This window comes from Photobacterium andalusiense (assembly GCF_900185625.1).
GTDB lineage: Bacteria > Pseudomonadota > Gammaproteobacteria > Enterobacterales > Vibrionaceae > Photobacterium > Photobacterium aquimaris.
Genome location: NZ_FYAJ01000002.1, coordinates 231244 through 249395, shown reverse-complemented (window position 1 = coordinate 249395; position 18152 = coordinate 231244). Strand labels below are relative to the sequence as shown.

The window sequence follows — 18152 nt, the reverse complement described above, 5'->3', positions numbered from 1 at the left end:
TAACGGTTAGGCATTTTGCGGTTTACTCCACACTGATTTAAAATCAAACCAACCGAGTAAATTCGATTCCATCCCTTGCAACTGGACACTATCATCCACACCTAGCCAGTTATGAAACAACGGGATCGTTTGTCCTGTTTGCGACAAGGTTTGGCCGATAATATCACTTGGAAATGCCCTTTTAGGTGTTGAGCGCCACTCACTGATCACCTGCTGTAACTGTTTAAACTCATTGATAGGCATAACACGTTGAATATGATCAAAATTATGCAACCATGATAAGATAGCATCACTACGGGTACTGCCAAGGCTCATACCATTTAGCCAAATATCAATTTTTTCAACCTGCTTACCAAGAATAATATCCTCATAGCTCAATTCTATGATTTTTAAGCGTATGCCATCTTTGGCTAACAATTTTTCAATCAAAGCAGCAACATAAGGATAAATAGGATGCTCTTGCTGATAAGCCAATGTCACCAGCCTTTTATTGGGAATAACTACAGGTTCAGGTAATTGTTGAGTGTGGATCCAACCGGGCAATAATCCATAAGCATTGAATAATTTAAAATCCCCGACTTGAGTTAAATCCATTTCACGCATTACATTAAGGCTATACAAACGTGACTGAAAATAATTCAACCAATCAGCCTGTTGTGCCAAACCTGAAATTCGATTTAATAATAAAAATGTGCAACCTTGATCCATCGATAGCCGTGATGAAATATGGACATTGTGCTCTAATGTATCACTGCTTGTAGGCTGTAAATAGCAGGCAGCGAAGTTGTTTAAGATCCATACTTCAACTACATCAGTTAATGCTCTAAAACCAAAATATTGCTCAAAAGCTTCCAACTTAAAGCGCTGTTTATCATTTACCACCACTTTATAAGGCCCTGTGCCAATAGGAAATGTCTCGTAATCAGGTAATGATGCATGATTAGCAGGTTGAATCATGGCATTTATGTTGGCGAGTAAATCAGGAAAATGATAATCATCTTGTGATAAATGAAAATCAATAATATTACTAAACGGTGAAGTAACTTCATCAATATGAGCAAACAACGATAATTGCTTCACCTTAGCAAAAGTTGCAAAAATGTCGTGACTATCTAACAAGCGTCCATCATGAAAACGAATTGCAGGCCGAAGATAAAACCGCCAATGACGTGGTGTAATAGCCTCCCATGTGTGAGCAATATCACCAACAACTGTTTCTTCTTCCCCTTTTTCCTCATTTAGCTGTGTTAAACCACTAAAAATTTGTCTTACCAAATGTTGTTCTGAACGACGTAACGGCTTTAATGGAGTGATATTTTCAAAGCATCGATAATAGGGTAAACGGACAATTTGCTTACCCTGATGATGAGAAATACCAAGCTGTTCTTGAATTAATTGAACCAGTTTTTCAGCATTATGATCTAAGGTAACTAAGGCAGGTTCCAGTTTACCTTCAGCCACTAATTTTCGAGCATAATTTAATTGTAACTCACTGTCTGTATTATTAAAAATAAGTCGAGATTGTTTGCCTCTCCCTACTGCTGGTTGCCAATCAATCCAACCTTCAGACACCATTTTATTGATCACCATGCGTACGTTGCGTCGAGTACAAAATAGGACCTCTGCAATATCTTGCAAATTAGTCTCAATACTATCGCCGCCAAAGTGATTATAAAGACGCTGAAATTGTAATTTAAGCCGTTGACCACTCATAAAAGGGGAACCTTATTTATTAATTTATGCTCTTTTAACTTTTCTACTTTAACTTAAAATAGACGCTGTCAAAACAAAAACGTTCGACTACAGAGTAAAAATACACATGCTTACTCTGCAACGTTAATGCATTGACAAGGTTAATGAACATTGTCTTTAATAAGTTCCCCCAACATATTATGACTCCTGAGTGATCATTAATAACGCTGGCTGATGTAATACTCATATTATATCAGCCAGTTTTCCTCTTTTAAGATGCAACACTGCTCCAATATCATCCACATTACATTTTTATTTGATGCTTTAAGTTACATACTGGTAAAAATACACTCACACAGTGATAATTATCACGCTCTAACCTATTAATTAACCGCACTGTTTTTCCTCTTTCATTTACAGATCTACTTATAAACATTTGATGTATAAATAGCGAAATAATCAAGCAAACGAGTATTCAATATTGTGTTCATGATTAACAACCAATAATCAACCACTAAAATCAGGTTACAGAATAAGAGTCACAATAATCGATAGCATTAATTTGCCACGTTACAAAATGGGACTGTTTTCACAGTTTATATATCGCATAAAACTAGAATAAAAAATCACTTATACAAATATTAAAAGACAGATAATCCGGATAAAACATGAAAAAGAACCTGATTAGCTTCACCCTTGCTAGTGTATTAGCACTTACCGCTGCCCCTTATTCTTTTGCAACAAACGACACAACCATTCAACCTTCTAACGATTACTCGCAGCTAGTCACCAAGCGTCAAGTTGTCGACCAGCTATTAAATGATGCTGTAATAGCTTTTAAATCTCCAGCTCGCATTTCTCATGCAGGCTTTACCGCAAAAATGCCAAGCAATATGGAGATTGTGACCAACCGATTACTTGAAGCTTACAAACTAGAGCCATACCGCACAGACTTATTGATTTCCGCAGCTAATGCGCAGATCTATAATAAAAATGTTGACCGAGCGATTTCACTTTTCCAACAAGCACTTTCCGTCGCTCCTGATGATATTGATTTACATGCTTATCTTGCCATATGGCAGCATTTTAAAGGTAGCCAAGCCGCATCAGATAAACATATGACAGCACTTGCTAAATTAAACCCAGGCAGAGCAGCAGATATTCAACGTATTTTTGCAACAGTCGATCGCATCGTGGCAACACCACTAAAAGAACATGCAGATAAAGACAAGCTTGATGACAAAGGCGCAATCGTTACATTAGGCTATGCACTGAATCCTGACGGCTCAATGCACCCAATCTTAATTGAACGTCTTGAAACTACCCTCGTGATGGCAAAAGCCAACCCTGATGCAATTATCATATTGACAGGTGGTGTGCCAATGAACCATAAAACCGAAGGCAAGTTAATGGCGGACTGGCTTATTGAAAAAGGCATTAGTAAAGATCGTATTATTGAAGAAAACTACGCCACCAGCACCGTCGATAATGCGTTATACAGTAGTTATGCTTTAGCGCGACATAACATCAAACATGCCATCATTATTAGCTCAGCAAGCCATGTTCGACGTGGTCAAACTCTGTTTGAAATCGCAAGTTGGCAAACTGGCCCACACAACATCACTTTTGATACGGTAAGTTACCCAGATAAACCGCTTAAAGAACTAGCAATAGCAAACGATGCTGAATTACTTGGCATTTACCGTGATGCACTACGTACCTATGGTATGTGGAGCTACCGCTCGTATCCGCTAGAGTCACGGTAAGATTTAAGACCTCTCCTAGATATTGAATCGTTATAAAAAAGCGCTGCCACAGCAGATGTAGCAGCGCTTAAAAGAATTTTGGACAGCCATATATTTTAAGCATTTTGGACTAAGCATTTTGGACAGCCATATATTTTATTTCGCAATCAAGTTGCTAAAGAATTAATCTATTTCACCAACAGCAGATGCTTTTACTGTGAAAATTACCGCTTCTTATTTAATTTATTAGTAAAATTACTGCTATTACCATATTTCACGATCGACAATACCCACAATCCTAACGGTTATTGCGGCATTTTCATCTAACACTAAAAATCTATATCTATTTGGGATGCAGTTGATGACTTGCTGATTTTCCTTTACACCAATGTCCACCAGCATACTGCTTGAAAGCACACATTCTGGACCATTTACCACTTACATTAGCGTAACGTTCCATAAATTGTTCACTATGCTCAAGCCAAGCGTCCGCCGTTATTCCTAATTGTTGTAAAATCTTAGGTTGATTCGATGTTATAACCCCTTGTTTATCTTCACGAATACAACGGCCAGTCCAGTCTATAAGTTCAAGATAATCAGCAAATGCAAAGTTTATTCCAGCCGTTTTAGCCTGATGCTCAGCCCCTACAAAGGGTAATAGTTGGAAGTGCGATTTATGTGGCGGAGGTTGTCTAGCTGAGGTTTTCGGTTGCTGATATTCACGAATGCGCTGCTGAATTGAGGTAAAATCTGATTTTTCTAGTGACGGTGTAACGCCTGCTCTAATCGGGTTTAAATCAACGTACATCATACACGACAGTAGCGCTTGTTCATCCAGTAAAGCTTGAGACTTAAATCGCCCTTCCCAAAACGCGCCTTTGCATTGATCTTCTTTATTGGCTTTGCGGGCAATTTCTTCATTAAGACAGCGCATAAACCAGCTAATACTGCCTAATCGTTGCTGCCATTCAGTGACTAAATTTGATAACGCCTGTTGTTTTTCTGCGCCTACTTGTCCTTCTTTTAAGAAATCAACCGCAATAGGATGACCATTAAATAACTGCAACCAGCGCGATATTACCGCTTTCGAAGTTAACTTTTGCTGCTGCTCAGTATCTATTTTTAGCACCAAATGATAATGGTTACTCATCACCGCATAAGCGCAAACATCGATACAAAAAACAGCAGCTAATTGTTTGATTTTATTTACTATCCAACCACGACGATGATGATAGTTTTTGCCGTTATATGGATCATTACCACATAAATATGCCCGCCGTACACAGCGATTAATAACATGATAAAAAGGTGTAATTTGCGGCTCGATCAATTTGCGTCTTGAGATTGTCATTGGTTTCACCATAAGCAACTTGAAGCTTAATTGTAGTCGCTGATGGTTGATGTGCAATGTTATGGCTGTCCTCTACTCTCTGTGGCTGTCCTCTACTCTCTGTAGTAGCTCATGGCTAATGTGCAAGGATAAGGATATGGCTGTCCTCTGCTCTCCTATAAGCAACTTGAAGCTTAAGTGTAGTCGCTGAGGGTTGATGTGCAATGTTATGGCTGTCCTTAGCTCTTCTTCTGCTTATATGCGACTTGTAAACCGTCACAAACTTGCTTAACAAGCCAATAACAGGTAGAAATATGAGCAATTATTTTTATCGATAAATAGGTTGTTTTGCCATGATAGAAACACCAGAGCAACAGCAGTCCAAATCTGTTGAACCTACTCCACGTCCAAATGAAGTTTCCAAAGCTGAACAATATGCAGCATTAGTCCGTAGCCGTCGTTCAGTACGTAAATATGACGCTGATAGTGCTTTTGATCATGATGCTGTACAACGTGCACTTGAATTAGCGGTGCTTTCGCCTAACAGTTCCAACATGCAGCTATGGCAATTTCATCGAGTGATTAATAGCGATAAACGCCAGCAATTAGCTAAGCTATGCATGGGTCAAAATGCTGCCAAAACTGCACACGAGCTAATTGTTATCACTACCACGCCTTATAAGTGGAAACAGCGTACTAAAATGAATGCGGCGCAAGTACGACAGGCATTTGAAGGCCGTGAAGATGCCACCTCAAAACGAGCACTTAAATATTATGAAAAGCTTATCCCGTTCTTATATCGTAATGATCGCTTTGGTATTTTTGGTATCGCTCGTAAGGTAATTGTGGCGTACTTAGGCCGTAACAAGCCGATGGTGCGCGAAGTCAGTAAAGCAGATTTACGGGTATGTTTACATAAAAGTACATCCCTTGCAGCAATGACGTTTATGACCGCAATGCGTGCTGAAGGTTACGACACCTGCCCTATGGAAGGTTTTGATTCTAAACGGGTAAAACAACTGCTAGGCTTAAACTCTCAAGATGAAATCACTATGATCATTGGTTGTGGTCCTCGTGCGCAAGATGGTATTTATGCTGAGCGCCACCGCGTGAACAATGCAGAAACCATCATTACTCATGTTTGATAACAGCTCTTTATAATACATGGCGGATATCAATCTGCTCTCCGCCAATGTTTAACACATCATTTTTCTCTTCACTATCCCCTATTACACTCATTCTGATAGATAAAATGGCCTTATTATTCATTGGGGCTTGACCTGTCTAAAGCTTTATAGTTTATGATGCCGCATCTGTTGAGAGGACTCCTTTATGTACCATATTTCTGAATTAGCCCAACGTGTAAATTTAAGCCGCTCAACACTGCTTTATTACGAAAAACTCAGGTTAATTCAAGGCAAAAGACAAACCAACGGCTATCGGTATTATTCTGATAACGATCTCCAGCGCATTAGATTGTTACAGCAATTACAGGCAGGTGGACTCACCCTTAAAGAATGCCAGTCTTGTCTTGACGGTAAAATAAACCGCGACATGTTAATGGATAGGTTGCAAGTACTTGAGCAAGAAATAGCAACGAAACAGCACGCTAAACAATTGCTCTCATCAATGCTGGGAATGAACGCATCATGTAATTGGCACGAAACCATTGAACGTACTGCTCCTTTAGCGCATTTAGAGTGGCTAAAACAACAAGGATTCAATGAAAAAGAAGCATTAAGACTCAAATGGTTATCAAAAAACATCAATGAACATGAGCAGTATACGTCTGATTTTGAAAGTATTTTTTATGGAATCGATCGACTAGGCCCTAGCGACGATGATGACTCGCTGCAAGCCCTACATGCCTTACCTATTAACACTGGTAACGCATTAGACGTTGGTTGTGGCAAGGGGCTCACAACCTGCCTACTAGCACACCATTCTGGTTTTAGTTTAACGGCACTGGATAACGATGAATATCACTTAAGCTGTTTAAAAGAAAAGATAAAACATCAACCAATTAACGAGCGTATTACAACCAGTTGTAACAGCATGATGGCAATGCCATTTGAAGATCAACAGTTTGATGTTATTTGGGCAGAAGGCAGTGCTTATATCATGGGGGTCAAAAACGCACTGAAACAATGGCAGCAGTTTCTCAAACCGCATGGCTACGTAGTCATAAGTGACTTGGTTTGGTTGACCGATACTCCTAGCATTGAAGCATATGAGTTTTGGCAGAAAAATTATCCCGACATGAGCTCAAAACAACAAAGAACGACTGACATCATAAATTCAGGCTATGAGATCATCACCAGTTTTACCCAAAGCGATCAATCATGGCTGAATTATTTAGTTCCACTAAAACAAAAACTTAATTGCATTGATGATAACGATTATAAGTCAAATGCAGTCAATGATTTACGTCAAGAGATCCACATTCACGATCAATACTTGGGTCAATACGGATACCAATTATTTGTATTAAAAAGCAAAAGGTAACGCATGGAAATTAGAGCAGAAAAAACATCAGATAAAGAAAACATTGCTGCATTAACGTATTGTGCATTTGAAAACCATCCCCACCATGAACCAGGGGCAAAACCAACCGAGCATCTGATTGTTGATAAACTACGGAAAGCCAACATGCTGGCACTTTCTTTAGTTTGCGAAGATGAAAACAACATTATCGGCCATATTGCTTTTTCTCCGATCTTGATCAACGGCGAGCAATCATCATGGTATGGATTAGGTCCACTATCAGTCACACCTGAACGCCAAGGAGAAGGTATTGGTAGTGCGCTGATTCGTTTCGGCTTATCGCAACTAAAAACACAAGGCATTGAAGGTGTGGTATTGCTTGGTGAGCCACAATATTATGCGCGTTTTGGATTTAAGTCACAGCCAAATTTAACATTAGCTGGTGTCCCTGCTGAGTATTTTATGGCTAAGGCATTTATAAATACTATTCCAACAGGCGAAGTTAGTTACCACTCAGCATTCTTTGAAAGCTAACAACAAAAAAAGAACCCTACTTTAACAGTAGGGTTCTTGATTATTTACAGCTTATATTTACCAATAATTGAGTGTAAACCAGAGCTATTAGTTAATCTTTATTGTGGATTAAGACCTAACTTCTGAAGTACTAACTTAAAGTTCTCTTGACGCTCTTTAACGTTATGTACATCACCTGTTGAACAAGTTGAATCAGGACAACCACGGTTTACAATACCTGATACATCATCAATGAACGCTGTGCCGGTTAAGCCACCATCAACATACTTTTTCAGTTCGTTGTAGTAGTTCCAACCTTCGTATGGACCCCCCTCATTTGAGTAGGCTTGTACTGATGTTACCCAGTAGAATAAGCCTGCAATCCACTTAATTTCTTTGTTCTCTTCCGAGCTACAAATCAAGCCTGGGTTTGAACAGAAATCAAGATCGGCATACAGAGGGTTTGCCGGTGGCGCTTCAACAGTTACCCCATCAATAGTTTTACCAATTGTCGATGGATCGACGTGTGAACGACCTAAGTAATGGTTAAGGGTACCGAAGTTCTGGCGACCAGTGGTTTGGATCACACCACGTCCCCACCAACCACAACCTTCAACGCTGTCTTTACTGCTGCCATCCCATAAGAATGTACCTGCTTTTTGACCAACGTAAATCTGACACTCGCCACGTTCCCACACTTGTTTAGAGGTATCGACTTTTTCTGGCACTTCATTACAGTGACCATTGTTTGTCCAACGACCAACATGTCCGTTAACTAACAGGCCACGCTCTTCTAATACCGCATCTGGTGCTGCAAAGACTGGCGCTGGCGCACCGTACCACTTCGCATGCGTTAGAGCACTAACTTCCATCTTATTATCACGAGGACAAGAGTAAGCGTAATCTAAACCTGATACAGGGTTAACACCGTAATCTGCGTATTTCTGCCCCAACTGACCACAGCTTGCTGTCATCGGATAATCCGTTGGCGCACCGTATTTCACTTCAGACCAGTTATTTTCATCACAGGCGTTATAACGAATTGTCTCTTGCATACTTTGGGCTAAGAAAGCGGCAATCGCGACTTTAGCATAGATAATATTGGTTGCATCATCTGCTTCATCGGTCAAGAGCCAGAACTTATTACCAGCAACACCAATGTTGTGCATTGCATTTAAGCCGTCAAGGAAATCATTCCACTTATACACAGTAGATGGTACCCACTGTGATTGTGGTGTTTCGTATAAGAAAGCTTCATTATCCATCACATCAGCAGCGTTAGATAACTGTTGATTTAATGCTTCAATACGAGTCAATGCGCCTTTTTCTAGCTCTTCACCAACATAATAGAGCGGTACTTTGGCTGCTTGATAAGCTTCAATCTTAGCGGTTAAGTTAGCGTTATTGTCGTCAAACAAAATCGCAAACACGTTACTGTGTGCCGCTTTACGGATCTTCTGCTCTGCGGTTGTATTACCCATAAAGTAATTTGCAGCTTGAGATGTAGGAATATTAGCCAACATTGCTGGCGTACTCACATAATCTGTAACTTGCTTTACATACTCTAGCGCGTTATGCCATTGTTCTGCAGATAATGCCGCAGTAGCACTCGATTTTGTAAAGCTAATGAAATCAGCTTTAGTGGTGCTATCAGCTTTATACAGTGCAAATGTCTTTAATAAATCAGCAGTGTAACTAGATGCTGCATTCCATACTGACTGACGACCTGAATGGGTATCAAATGCAAACTCACCTATCGATAATGACCAACCAAATGGTGCTTGTGGAGCAACGGTTGATACAATCAAGTTGTGTGCTTGCGCCCAGCCTTTGGCATCATTACTTAGCGCATTAACCGCAGTAATATCAATCTTACTGCCTGTAATATCAATGGCATTAGTTAATGCTTGTTTTACTTCAATCGAGCCTAACGCTAAGCCTTTATCACGTGTTGCTTGATCAAGTACATCACTACTAATTATCACCGATGCGGTGTTGGCTTGATTAGCTTGCTCAATAACAGCAACAAATGCAGCGGTTAGCTTATTAACATCAGCGATATCAGCACTGTTCGCTGTCGCAATGGTAATTGTTTCAGGAGCAGCAGTAGATGGACTTGCAACTACAAACTTGTTAGGCCAACCCGCGACTTCTAGGCGAACAGGATCCATCGGATTCGGTAATGAAAGTACTGGTGCAGTTCCTGGCTCTGAACCATCACAGTTAAGATGCAGTACCCACGAACTATCGCTACCCGGTAACGTTTGTGTCCAGTAAACCGCAGAATATGCAATATTATTATGAACCATAATATCGCCACCTGTTGCATAGTCGCCACGCGTCCAATCAGGGTAAACATTAAACTCTTCACACAATCCGCCAACTGGTGGTGTTACAGGTGGCTCAACGATATCTTCTTTAATAGTGATATTTAATGACGTTGAAGAAGACAGATTTTGCGCGTCTGTTGCAATAGCATTAAGGGTTACAGTACCGGTTTGGGTTGGTTTCCAATCACAGCTAAATGCATCGACAACAGCGGCATCAAAATTACAAATTTGTTGGTTATTCGCTTTAACAACTACAGAAGTTAAATCATTATCAGCATCTGATGCACTAACAGAAATAGACACGGTATCAGTTTCGTTAACCGTTGCACCATTGGCAGGAGTCATAAAGTTAACCACTGGGGCAGTAAAATCTGTTCCACCAGCAAGCTCTACTGTTACCGCAACAGATTGTTGTTTGATTGATTGATTATTTTTATCAAGCACAACCACCTTAATTGCAGCATTACCTGTATCTGTAGGTGTCCATGTTTGTGAATATAGAGTATTGCTTGAATCAACAGCTTTTTGAGCTAACTTGATATTATTTACCCAAAACTCAACGCTTGATGCCAGTTGTCCTTCAATACGAGTTTGAATAACAAAAGGTTTATCAACTGTAAGAATTTGGTTTGCTGTTGGTGAAACAATCGCGACCTCTGTCACTCCTGGCTCAGGTTCACCTGCACACTCTGTTAATTCCCAAAACCATGAACTTGTAGTTGGAACTTCCCAAAGCCCTGGGCTATTTTGCGCAATAAAGCACTGACCTTCATAAGAAACAATATCGCCATTATTAACTTTTGTCTTTCCAGGTACAAAAGGAATAATGCTGGATGAGTCAGGCAGAGGATCGGGGGCGGGGTCAGGATCGGGATTAGGTGTTGGCTGTTCTGAACACTCAGCAGGCTCCCAAAACCATGAGTTTACTTTGGGGGCTTCCCATACTCCTGGGTTATTTTTTGCAACGAAACATTCACCATTATAAGAAACCACATCGCCATTATTGACTTTTGTTTCTCCTGATACAAAAGCAACAATTTCTGCGTTAGCAGCATATATATTACCGCTAAACATCACGCTAAATAGCGCTAATGTTATTTTGTTTATATTTTTCACAATAAGATCCCTTCCATTCCCACGCACTCAATAACCAAACATTGATTATTGATACCTGAACTCCACACAACTCATTTGAGTTATCATATTGTTAACACATGTAAAAAAACGTCACAATATTGCTTTTATTCTCAGCGCGAAATATGGTGGATTGCTCTAAGAATATGTAAGTAAAACAAGTATGATTAACGTATGAAATGAGATGTTACTCAAATATAAGCAGAGGAAATTATAAGGGCTATTGCTAGTGAACAAAGAGTGTTCACAATTACTAAACACTCTTTATTTAACAATCAGTTAAAGATAAAAAGTACCACTTTACTGCCAATTTGGATTTTGGCTAAGAGCTTGAGTAAATACACTTTTTACTTGTTGATTAGGTTCGCCAATATATTGATATGTGGCATAGATACTCGGAGTATTCAGTGCATCTGGTACATCTTTTACATGCACAATCATCGAATATTTTTTATTATTATCTGCGGTTAAGGTGATCATAAAATCACTAGCACAATCATGGGGCTTACAATAAGAAACAGCATCATAAGTATGCCCGCCCATAACAATCGCCTCTAACGGTGAGGTGACGGTATTATCTGTAATCCAATCAGGAAGCTGTTTCTCAACACTCGCTATCGATTGAACAGGATTCGCAGCGGCATTATTATCTGCCTGAGATGATGTCGAGTGAGAGCTATTACAACCAACTAACATCAAGCTGATACCAGCCATTAACCACAAATTTTTCATGTTGACTCTAAATTCCCAAAGTTAGGTTTATCATTAAAATTTAACTAATCAACATGATATAGTGATCTTATACCTAATAACTATTATTTTATTCACCAAATGTATATAGTATTTTAGGTGGAAATACGTTACCTATGAGTAATATAAATATCGAATGATTTAATCAAAAACAACCAAATAGCATACCTTCTTATGTGAATTTAGGTTATGGTGTCGACAATTGAATAAAAGAAGTGATGATATGCCACTAATTACAGAAAAACTGATTACTTTAAAAAACGCGTGGATGGCTAGCCATATTACTGATGCTGAATTTCCAACCCCATTAAGTGAAAAAGGTTTACATCTGTATCAACTCGCACACTCTGAATTATCAACACAAGTTGTTGACTCAGTCATCTCTCCTAGTGAATCATCGTTAACTTTCTACCCTGTCGATTGTCATCCCCTGACTATTCGCTATGCATTAGTATATTCAAGCTACTGGCAACAAGAACAACAACAACAAGCACTCGTAGAGTATCTTACGCAAATAATGTTTGAAGCGGATGCAAATGCACAACTTTATGTCGGTTTCTATAAAGGTAAACCTGCTGCAACTGGGATGATTTATACCGATCTCGATGAAGGTGAAAAAGTCTCCTTAGTCAGTGATATACATGCACTGCCGTTACCTAATCAAGACCAACTGATGCAGAATATGGAACACTATCTATTAGCTCTTGCTCAACAAACCTCAGCAACGGTTATACTGCAAAAATAGTATGTATTATCAAGGTACAATCACATTGTATCTTGATATTTTTATTACCTATCTCTCAAAAATACAACCTTGTTAGCGCTCCTTTTTGACGCATTAATAAACTCTGCCATAATTACTAATACAACTTCGTTTATAGTGGTTAGTTGCATAACAAATTAATCGAATAAGGGCTGATATGAAAGGGATTATTTTTACTGAATTTATTTCGATTATTGAGCAAAATTTTGGTTTAGACATTAGTCAGCGAATGTTTGATGATGCTAACGATAGTGGTATTTATACCGCTGTCGGTAGTTATGATCATCGCCAACTCATCAAATTGATTATCAGTTTAAGCAACATCACCGGTATTTCTGCGTCGCAGCTTCAGCAAACTTATGGTCGACTGGTTTTTCCATCACTACTAGAAGCCCTCCCTATTCCCAATATTGAAACAGATGATACCTTTAGTTTTATTAGAAAAGTCGAACGACATATACATCTAGAAGTTAAAAAACTTTACCCGGATGCAACGCCACCTAAGTTTCTTTTTAGTAATCAAACACAAACAACCATGACGATGGATTATCATTCCGCACGTTGTATGGGATATGTTTGTATGGGGCTTCTTGAAGGTTGTGCGGATTATTTTAATCAGTCACTCACTATTACCATGCAACCCATGAATGGCTCTCAAAACCACGTAAGATTTTCATTAACACTCACTGGTGACTAATATGGATGCTAAACGCCAGATTATGTTATTAGAGCGAAAGCTTGAAAGAGAGCGTGCTTCTCGAGTAATGGCTGAAAAATTACTCGAAATAAAAAGTCGTGAACTTTTTACGACCAATAATATTTTAGAAGCATCATTAACAAAACTACGATTACAAGCAGAGTTAGATTCAGAACAACTCGCCTATCAAACAAAGATCGAGAATTTGCTATTAACTTATGCACGCTTATTTTTAAAGCAAGCTCCTTCTCAACATAATATTCAACAATTAATCGATAGTTTGGTTGATGGTCGCTATATTAGTGCCTGCCATATTTCTATTATGCCGATTGAAAATATTGCTATCAGTGGCAACTATAGCAGTGGACGGCAACAAATTTGGCAACCACCAGCAGATCTCAGTAATAAGGTCTCATTTTGGGATACCAATACTTGTCTTTATTGGATCCCCCTCATTAATAGTCGTGGCACTGTAGGCTATTTTGCAGCTCAAATCTCAAGTCCAAAAATCAGTATTATAGCTATCCAACAACGTTTAGCTTTATTTTGTGAGTTATTCCGCTCCGCGATAGGTCGTCAAATCACATTGAGCCAAGCTATCCATGCGCGTCAACGTGCGGAAGATTCCGAACAATCAATCCGTGATTTTTTAGCGATGATCAATCATGAATTACGTACACCACTCAATGGCTTATTAGGCTCTGCAGAGTTATTACAAGATACACCATTAAATACCAACCAAACTAAATTACTTAACACATTAAACCATTCAGGAGAGTTACTACGGGCAATTATTAATGACTTACTTGATTACAGTAAAATAAATGCAGGCATGTTAGAGTTAATTGAAAAACCGTTTGATAGTCATCTATTAGTCATTAAGCTTAGGGATATATTTTCCCACCGAGCACTAGAGAAACGGTTAGATTTTAAGATTGAATATAGCACTAATATTCCACGATCTATTTGTGGCGATGAAGATCGTCTTAAACAGATTTATGTCAACCTTATTGCCAATGCGATAAAGTTTACTCAGCAAGGATTTGTTCATGCTAAATTTGATTGGGTTGACGATTGTCTTATTTTCACCATTAAAGACAGTGGTTGCGGTATAGAACAACAACTACAACATAAATTGTTTAAGCCCTTTAGCCAGATCGATATTTCAAGTAAACGTAGCCATGAAGGCACAGGATTAGGGTTAGCAATTTGTAAGCAGTTATGCGAGCAGATGAGCGGTAATATAACCTTAACCAGTGAGCCCAATCTTGGTACCACATTTTCAGTATCAATCCCCTTAGCAATTAGCGCCACAGATAATACCCAGCCTAGCCACTCTCCTGCATCTCATAAAGCATTACAGCAATTGAAAATTTTGGTTGTAGAAGATTTAAAAACTAACCAAATGATCATTGAACTAATGCTCAAGAAACATCAAATTGATATCACTATTGTTGATAATGGCCAAGCTGCTTTAAACATTATCGCTCAACACAATTTTGATATTGTGTTAATGGACTGTCGAATGCCCATCATGGATGGTTATTGTGCGACTAAAGCATTACGCAAACAGCATTTCAAGATGCCTATTATTGCTTTAACAGCTGGTACCACAACTGCTGAGCGTGATGCTTGTATTAATGCAGGCATGGACGATATTTTATGTAAACCCTACATGGCCTCTGAGTTACTGGCGATGCTTCATTTATGGTCAAGTACCTTGTCTGAACACTAGTCACAAACAGTGCACCACTGCATTCACATTGGTACTAATGTGTTTTCATGTTTAGAAACAGTATTACCATCTATCTTTGTAGCCACTGCACCTGTTAATCCTGCCAATGATGGTGATGGTTGCTGTACTAACTCATTCGGCTGTGGGCTTAATGTCGGTTTAACTAATACATATTCCATAATATCACGTGCAAATGGCGCAGCATGCCAGCCCCAACCACCGTGTTCTAATACAACAGTGACTAAAATACTCGGATCATTAGCAGGAGCAAAACCGGTAAATAAAGCGTGATCTTTAAAATGTTCAGCCACTTCATTAGCGTCATAATGCTGAGTATCTTTTAATGAATACACCTGGCTGGTACCAGTTTTACCCGCCACCTGAAACGGCATATTTTTAAACATTTTACTGGCCGTTCCTTTTTCAACCACCAATTCCATACCTTTTTTAATGATTGCCCAATCTTTTTGAGGCACCGACGATAACGGTTTAAAATCAGCAAAAGTCACTGGCTGTTGAGTTTTACCGTCAATAATATCTTTCAACAAATGTGGTCGATGTTCAATACCATCTTCAGCAATCACAGAGGTCGCTTTGGCGATTTGTATTGGTGTTGCTGTCCAATACCCTTGCCCAATACCAAGCGGGATGGTATCGCCCTGCATCCATGGTCGATGAAAACGAGCCATTTTCCATGCGCGAGTCGGCATAGTACCGGTAGAATCTTCATCGATATCAATTCCCGAATGTTGCCCATAACCAAATTTTGTCATCCATGCCGATAACCGATCAATACCTAAACCATAAGCAACTTGATAAAAATAAGTGTTTACAGAATCTTCAATCGCTTTATAGATATCAACATTCGCAAATCCTTGTACTCTATCGTCCCTAAACTTACGACTTTTACTATTAGGAATTCGCCACCAACCGTGGTTGTTACGTACAGTGTGAACAGTAATAACCCCGGTGGTTAAACCAGCAGCCGCCAGTTCAGGTTTTACTGTCGAACCCGGTGGGTATAAACCTAATGTATCGCGATTGATCAATGGATGCGCAGGATCATTTAATAATGCTGCATACGCTTTAGATGAAATCCCATTCACAAACAAATTAGGGTTATAACTTGGACTTGATACCATGGCTAAGATCGCCCCATTTTTAGGGTTCATTGCCACAATTGCGCCACGACGAACTTTAGTGACCATTAAACCTGTGATGGGATCTTTTTGTTGTAACGTCAGCAGTTTCTGCGCATACAGTTGTAAATTAATATCAATGGTTAATTTAATATCTTTACCAGCAACAGGTGGTACATAAGATAGCGTTCGCACTACACGACCATGACTATTTACTTCAACGGTTTCATAGCCTGTTTTACCGTGCAGCATATCTTCATAATAATGCTCAATACCTAACTTACCAATGCTACGAGTGGCTTTATAGTTATCGTATTTACCACTCTTTTTTAACGCCGCAATATCACGATCATTAATTTTGCCAACATAACCTAATAAATGGGTTAATGATGCGCCGTAAGGGTAATAACGCTCAAGATGGGCATCAATATTAACACCTGGATACTCAAATTCATTAACTGAAAATACTGCGACCTGCTTATTATTCATATGCGCAATAAGCACAACAGGTTTAAAGGATGGTGTTTGTTGTTTCGCTTTATTAAACGCCGCTATATCTTGATCAGAGATACCTAATAGCTGTTGCAGTTTAAGCAACACTTGCGGCAAATTTTTAACTTGATCGGCAATAATCTCTAATGAACAAACCGGAATATTATCCGCTAATATCACTCCATTGCGATCATAAATACGGCCTCGATTAGGCGCAACGGGAATCAGCTTAATACTATTATTATTAGCGCGCGCTTTATATTCACTGTAATCTTGAACTTGTAAATGATAAAGATTACCAATTAACACACAAGTTAAAATAATAATAGCAATGAAGGCTTGAATAGCTCGACGTATAAATAATGCTTTTTCTTGCTTATGATCGCGGATTTGATGACGGATGTGTTTTTTCATAGAACGATTGATAAGCTCATAATCAAGAGAGTGAGTACATTAGGCATCAAATAATACCACTGTAACGATTCCCTCAGGGAATAAAAACCGTAAATATGATTTAAAAGACAGTAATTTTGCATGTATTTGTTGTTAATTTCACCATTATAAGTCAAATAAAATTAACCAACTATGATTTACAACGTCATTGATAGCGCTACAATACTGCACTTCTTACAGCTAAAGATTTAAAAATGATAAGTTCTCGTTCTGCAAATAGCGTTATCGTGCTCGACTTTGAGACCACTGGCTTGTCACCAACACAAGGTGATCGTGCAATAGAAATTGGTGCGGTAAAACTTGAAGATGGTCATGTTGTGGCACATTTTCAACAATTAATGAATCCAGGCTTTCGTATTAGCCATTTTATCGAAAACTACACCGGCATTAGTAATAATATGCTTCGTACAGCTCCTTGCTGTGAAGAGGTTATGGCTGAATTTGCGGATTTTATTGGTGATGCCAATCTTGTTGCCCATAACGCTTCTTTTGACCAACGCTTTCTCAATGCCGAGCTGGAATTGATTGACCGCAAATACAGCGACCAATTTGCCTGTTCAATGCTCATCGCTCGACGTTTATATCAGCATGCCCCTAATCATAAACTGGGTACGTTAGTAGAATATAAACATATTCATCATGATGGTGTATTTCACCGTGCATTAGCCGATTCTGAAATGACTGCTCGGTTATGGCTTGTCATGATTGATGACATTAAACAACAATATGGCATTAACGACGTTCCCTTTTCATTAATGCAAAAATTCGCTAAAACGCCCAAAGCAAATATCAGTAAACTGTTTCGATAATCTACTCATTATGGTTATCTACAACCATCACTGTTATTAAGCTGTCACTCTGGTATGCTACTTATCAATAATGTAGCGTAATCCTA

General features: G+C 39.0%; 13 protein-coding genes. 8 read left to right on the top strand and 5 right to left on the bottom strand.

Annotated elements, in window-relative coordinates; translation table 11 throughout:
• Positions 1–6 precede the first annotated feature (6 nt).
• Entirely contained in the window at positions 7–1713 is a 1707-nt protein-coding gene (locus tag PAND9192_RS06625) for an SgrR family transcriptional regulator (protein WP_087853096.1), read from the bottom strand.
• A 647-nt stretch (positions 1714–2360) separates the two neighbouring features.
• On the opposite strand from PAND9192_RS06625, the gene PAND9192_RS06620 reads away from it, so the two are divergent.
• On the top strand, positions 2361–3458 hold the full coding sequence (locus PAND9192_RS06620) for a YdcF family protein (RefSeq protein ID WP_087853095.1): 1098 nt from the start codon (positions 2361–2363) through the stop codon (positions 3456–3458).
• Between the two features lie 322 nt (positions 3459–3780).
• Here PAND9192_RS06620 and PAND9192_RS06615 read toward each other — a convergent pair whose 3' ends face one another.
• Positions 3781–4788 (bottom strand): transposase, encoded by a 1008-nt coding sequence (locus PAND9192_RS06615; RefSeq protein ID WP_087853094.1) that lies wholly within the window; start codon positions 4786–4788, stop codon positions 3781–3783.
• A 332-nt stretch (positions 4789–5120) separates the two neighbouring features.
• Between PAND9192_RS06615 and PAND9192_RS06610 the strand changes: the two genes are divergently transcribed.
• From PAND9192_RS06610 to PAND9192_RS06600, 3 genes are all read left to right on the top strand, one after another.
• Positions 5121–5912 carry a nitroreductase family protein gene (locus tag PAND9192_RS06610; RefSeq protein ID WP_087853093.1) on the top strand — a complete coding sequence of 264 codons (792 nt, stop codon included), beginning with the start codon at positions 5121–5123 and terminating at the stop codon, positions 5910–5912.
• Between the two features lie 187 nt (positions 5913–6099).
• A complete protein-coding gene (locus PAND9192_RS06605) occupies positions 6100–7272 on the top strand; it encodes a MerR family transcriptional regulator (RefSeq protein ID WP_087853092.1) in 1173 nt (390 codons plus the stop codon).
• Between the two features lie 3 nt (positions 7273–7275).
• Positions 7276–7785, top strand: coding sequence for a GNAT family N-acetyltransferase (locus PAND9192_RS06600; protein ID WP_087853091.1), 510 nt, complete (start codon positions 7276–7278; stop codon positions 7783–7785).
• Positions 7786–7883: 98 nt separating this feature from the next.
• Here the strand turns inward: PAND9192_RS06600 and PAND9192_RS06595 are convergent, their stop codons facing one another.
• Together PAND9192_RS06595 and PAND9192_RS06590 are read right to left on the bottom strand one after the other, a co-directional pair.
• Entirely contained in the window at positions 7884–11210 is a 3327-nt protein-coding gene (locus PAND9192_RS06595; protein WP_159458218.1) for an Ig-like domain-containing protein, read from the bottom strand.
• 318 nt (positions 11211–11528) lie between these two features.
• A complete protein-coding gene (locus PAND9192_RS06590) occupies positions 11529–11960 on the bottom strand; it encodes an Ivy family c-type lysozyme inhibitor (protein ID WP_087853090.1) in 432 nt (143 codons plus the stop codon).
• Between the two features lie 220 nt (positions 11961–12180).
• Here PAND9192_RS06590 and PAND9192_RS06585 point away from each other — a divergent pair, with 220 nt between their 5' ends.
• From PAND9192_RS06585 to PAND9192_RS06575, 3 genes are all read left to right on the top strand, one after another.
• The gene (locus tag PAND9192_RS06585; protein WP_234998998.1) at positions 12181–12723 is read left to right on the top strand and encodes a hypothetical protein; all 543 of its coding nucleotides are present in this window, start codon (positions 12181–12183) and stop codon (positions 12721–12723) included.
• 175 nt (positions 12724–12898) lie between these two features.
• Positions 12899–13438, top strand: coding sequence for a heme NO-binding domain-containing protein (locus PAND9192_RS06580; RefSeq protein ID WP_087853088.1), 540 nt, complete (start codon positions 12899–12901; stop codon positions 13436–13438).
• A gap of 1 nt (position 13439) precedes the next feature.
• A complete protein-coding gene (locus PAND9192_RS06575) occupies positions 13440–15173 on the top strand; it encodes an ATP-binding protein (RefSeq protein ID WP_087853087.1) in 1734 nt (577 codons plus the stop codon).
• 23 nt (positions 15174–15196) lie between these two features.
• On the opposite strand, the gene mrdA is transcribed toward PAND9192_RS06575, so the two are convergent.
• On the bottom strand, positions 15197–17218 hold the full coding sequence (gene mrdA, locus PAND9192_RS06570; protein ID WP_087853086.1) for a penicillin-binding protein 2: 2022 nt from the start codon (positions 17216–17218) through the stop codon (positions 15197–15199).
• 233 nt (positions 17219–17451) lie between these two features.
• Here mrdA and PAND9192_RS06565 point away from each other — a divergent pair, with 233 nt between their 5' ends.
• Complete coding sequence (locus PAND9192_RS06565) at positions 17452–18066, top strand: 3'-5' exonuclease (protein WP_087853085.1); 615 nt, start codon at positions 17452–17454, stop codon at positions 18064–18066.
• Positions 18067–18152: the final 86 nt, after the last annotated feature.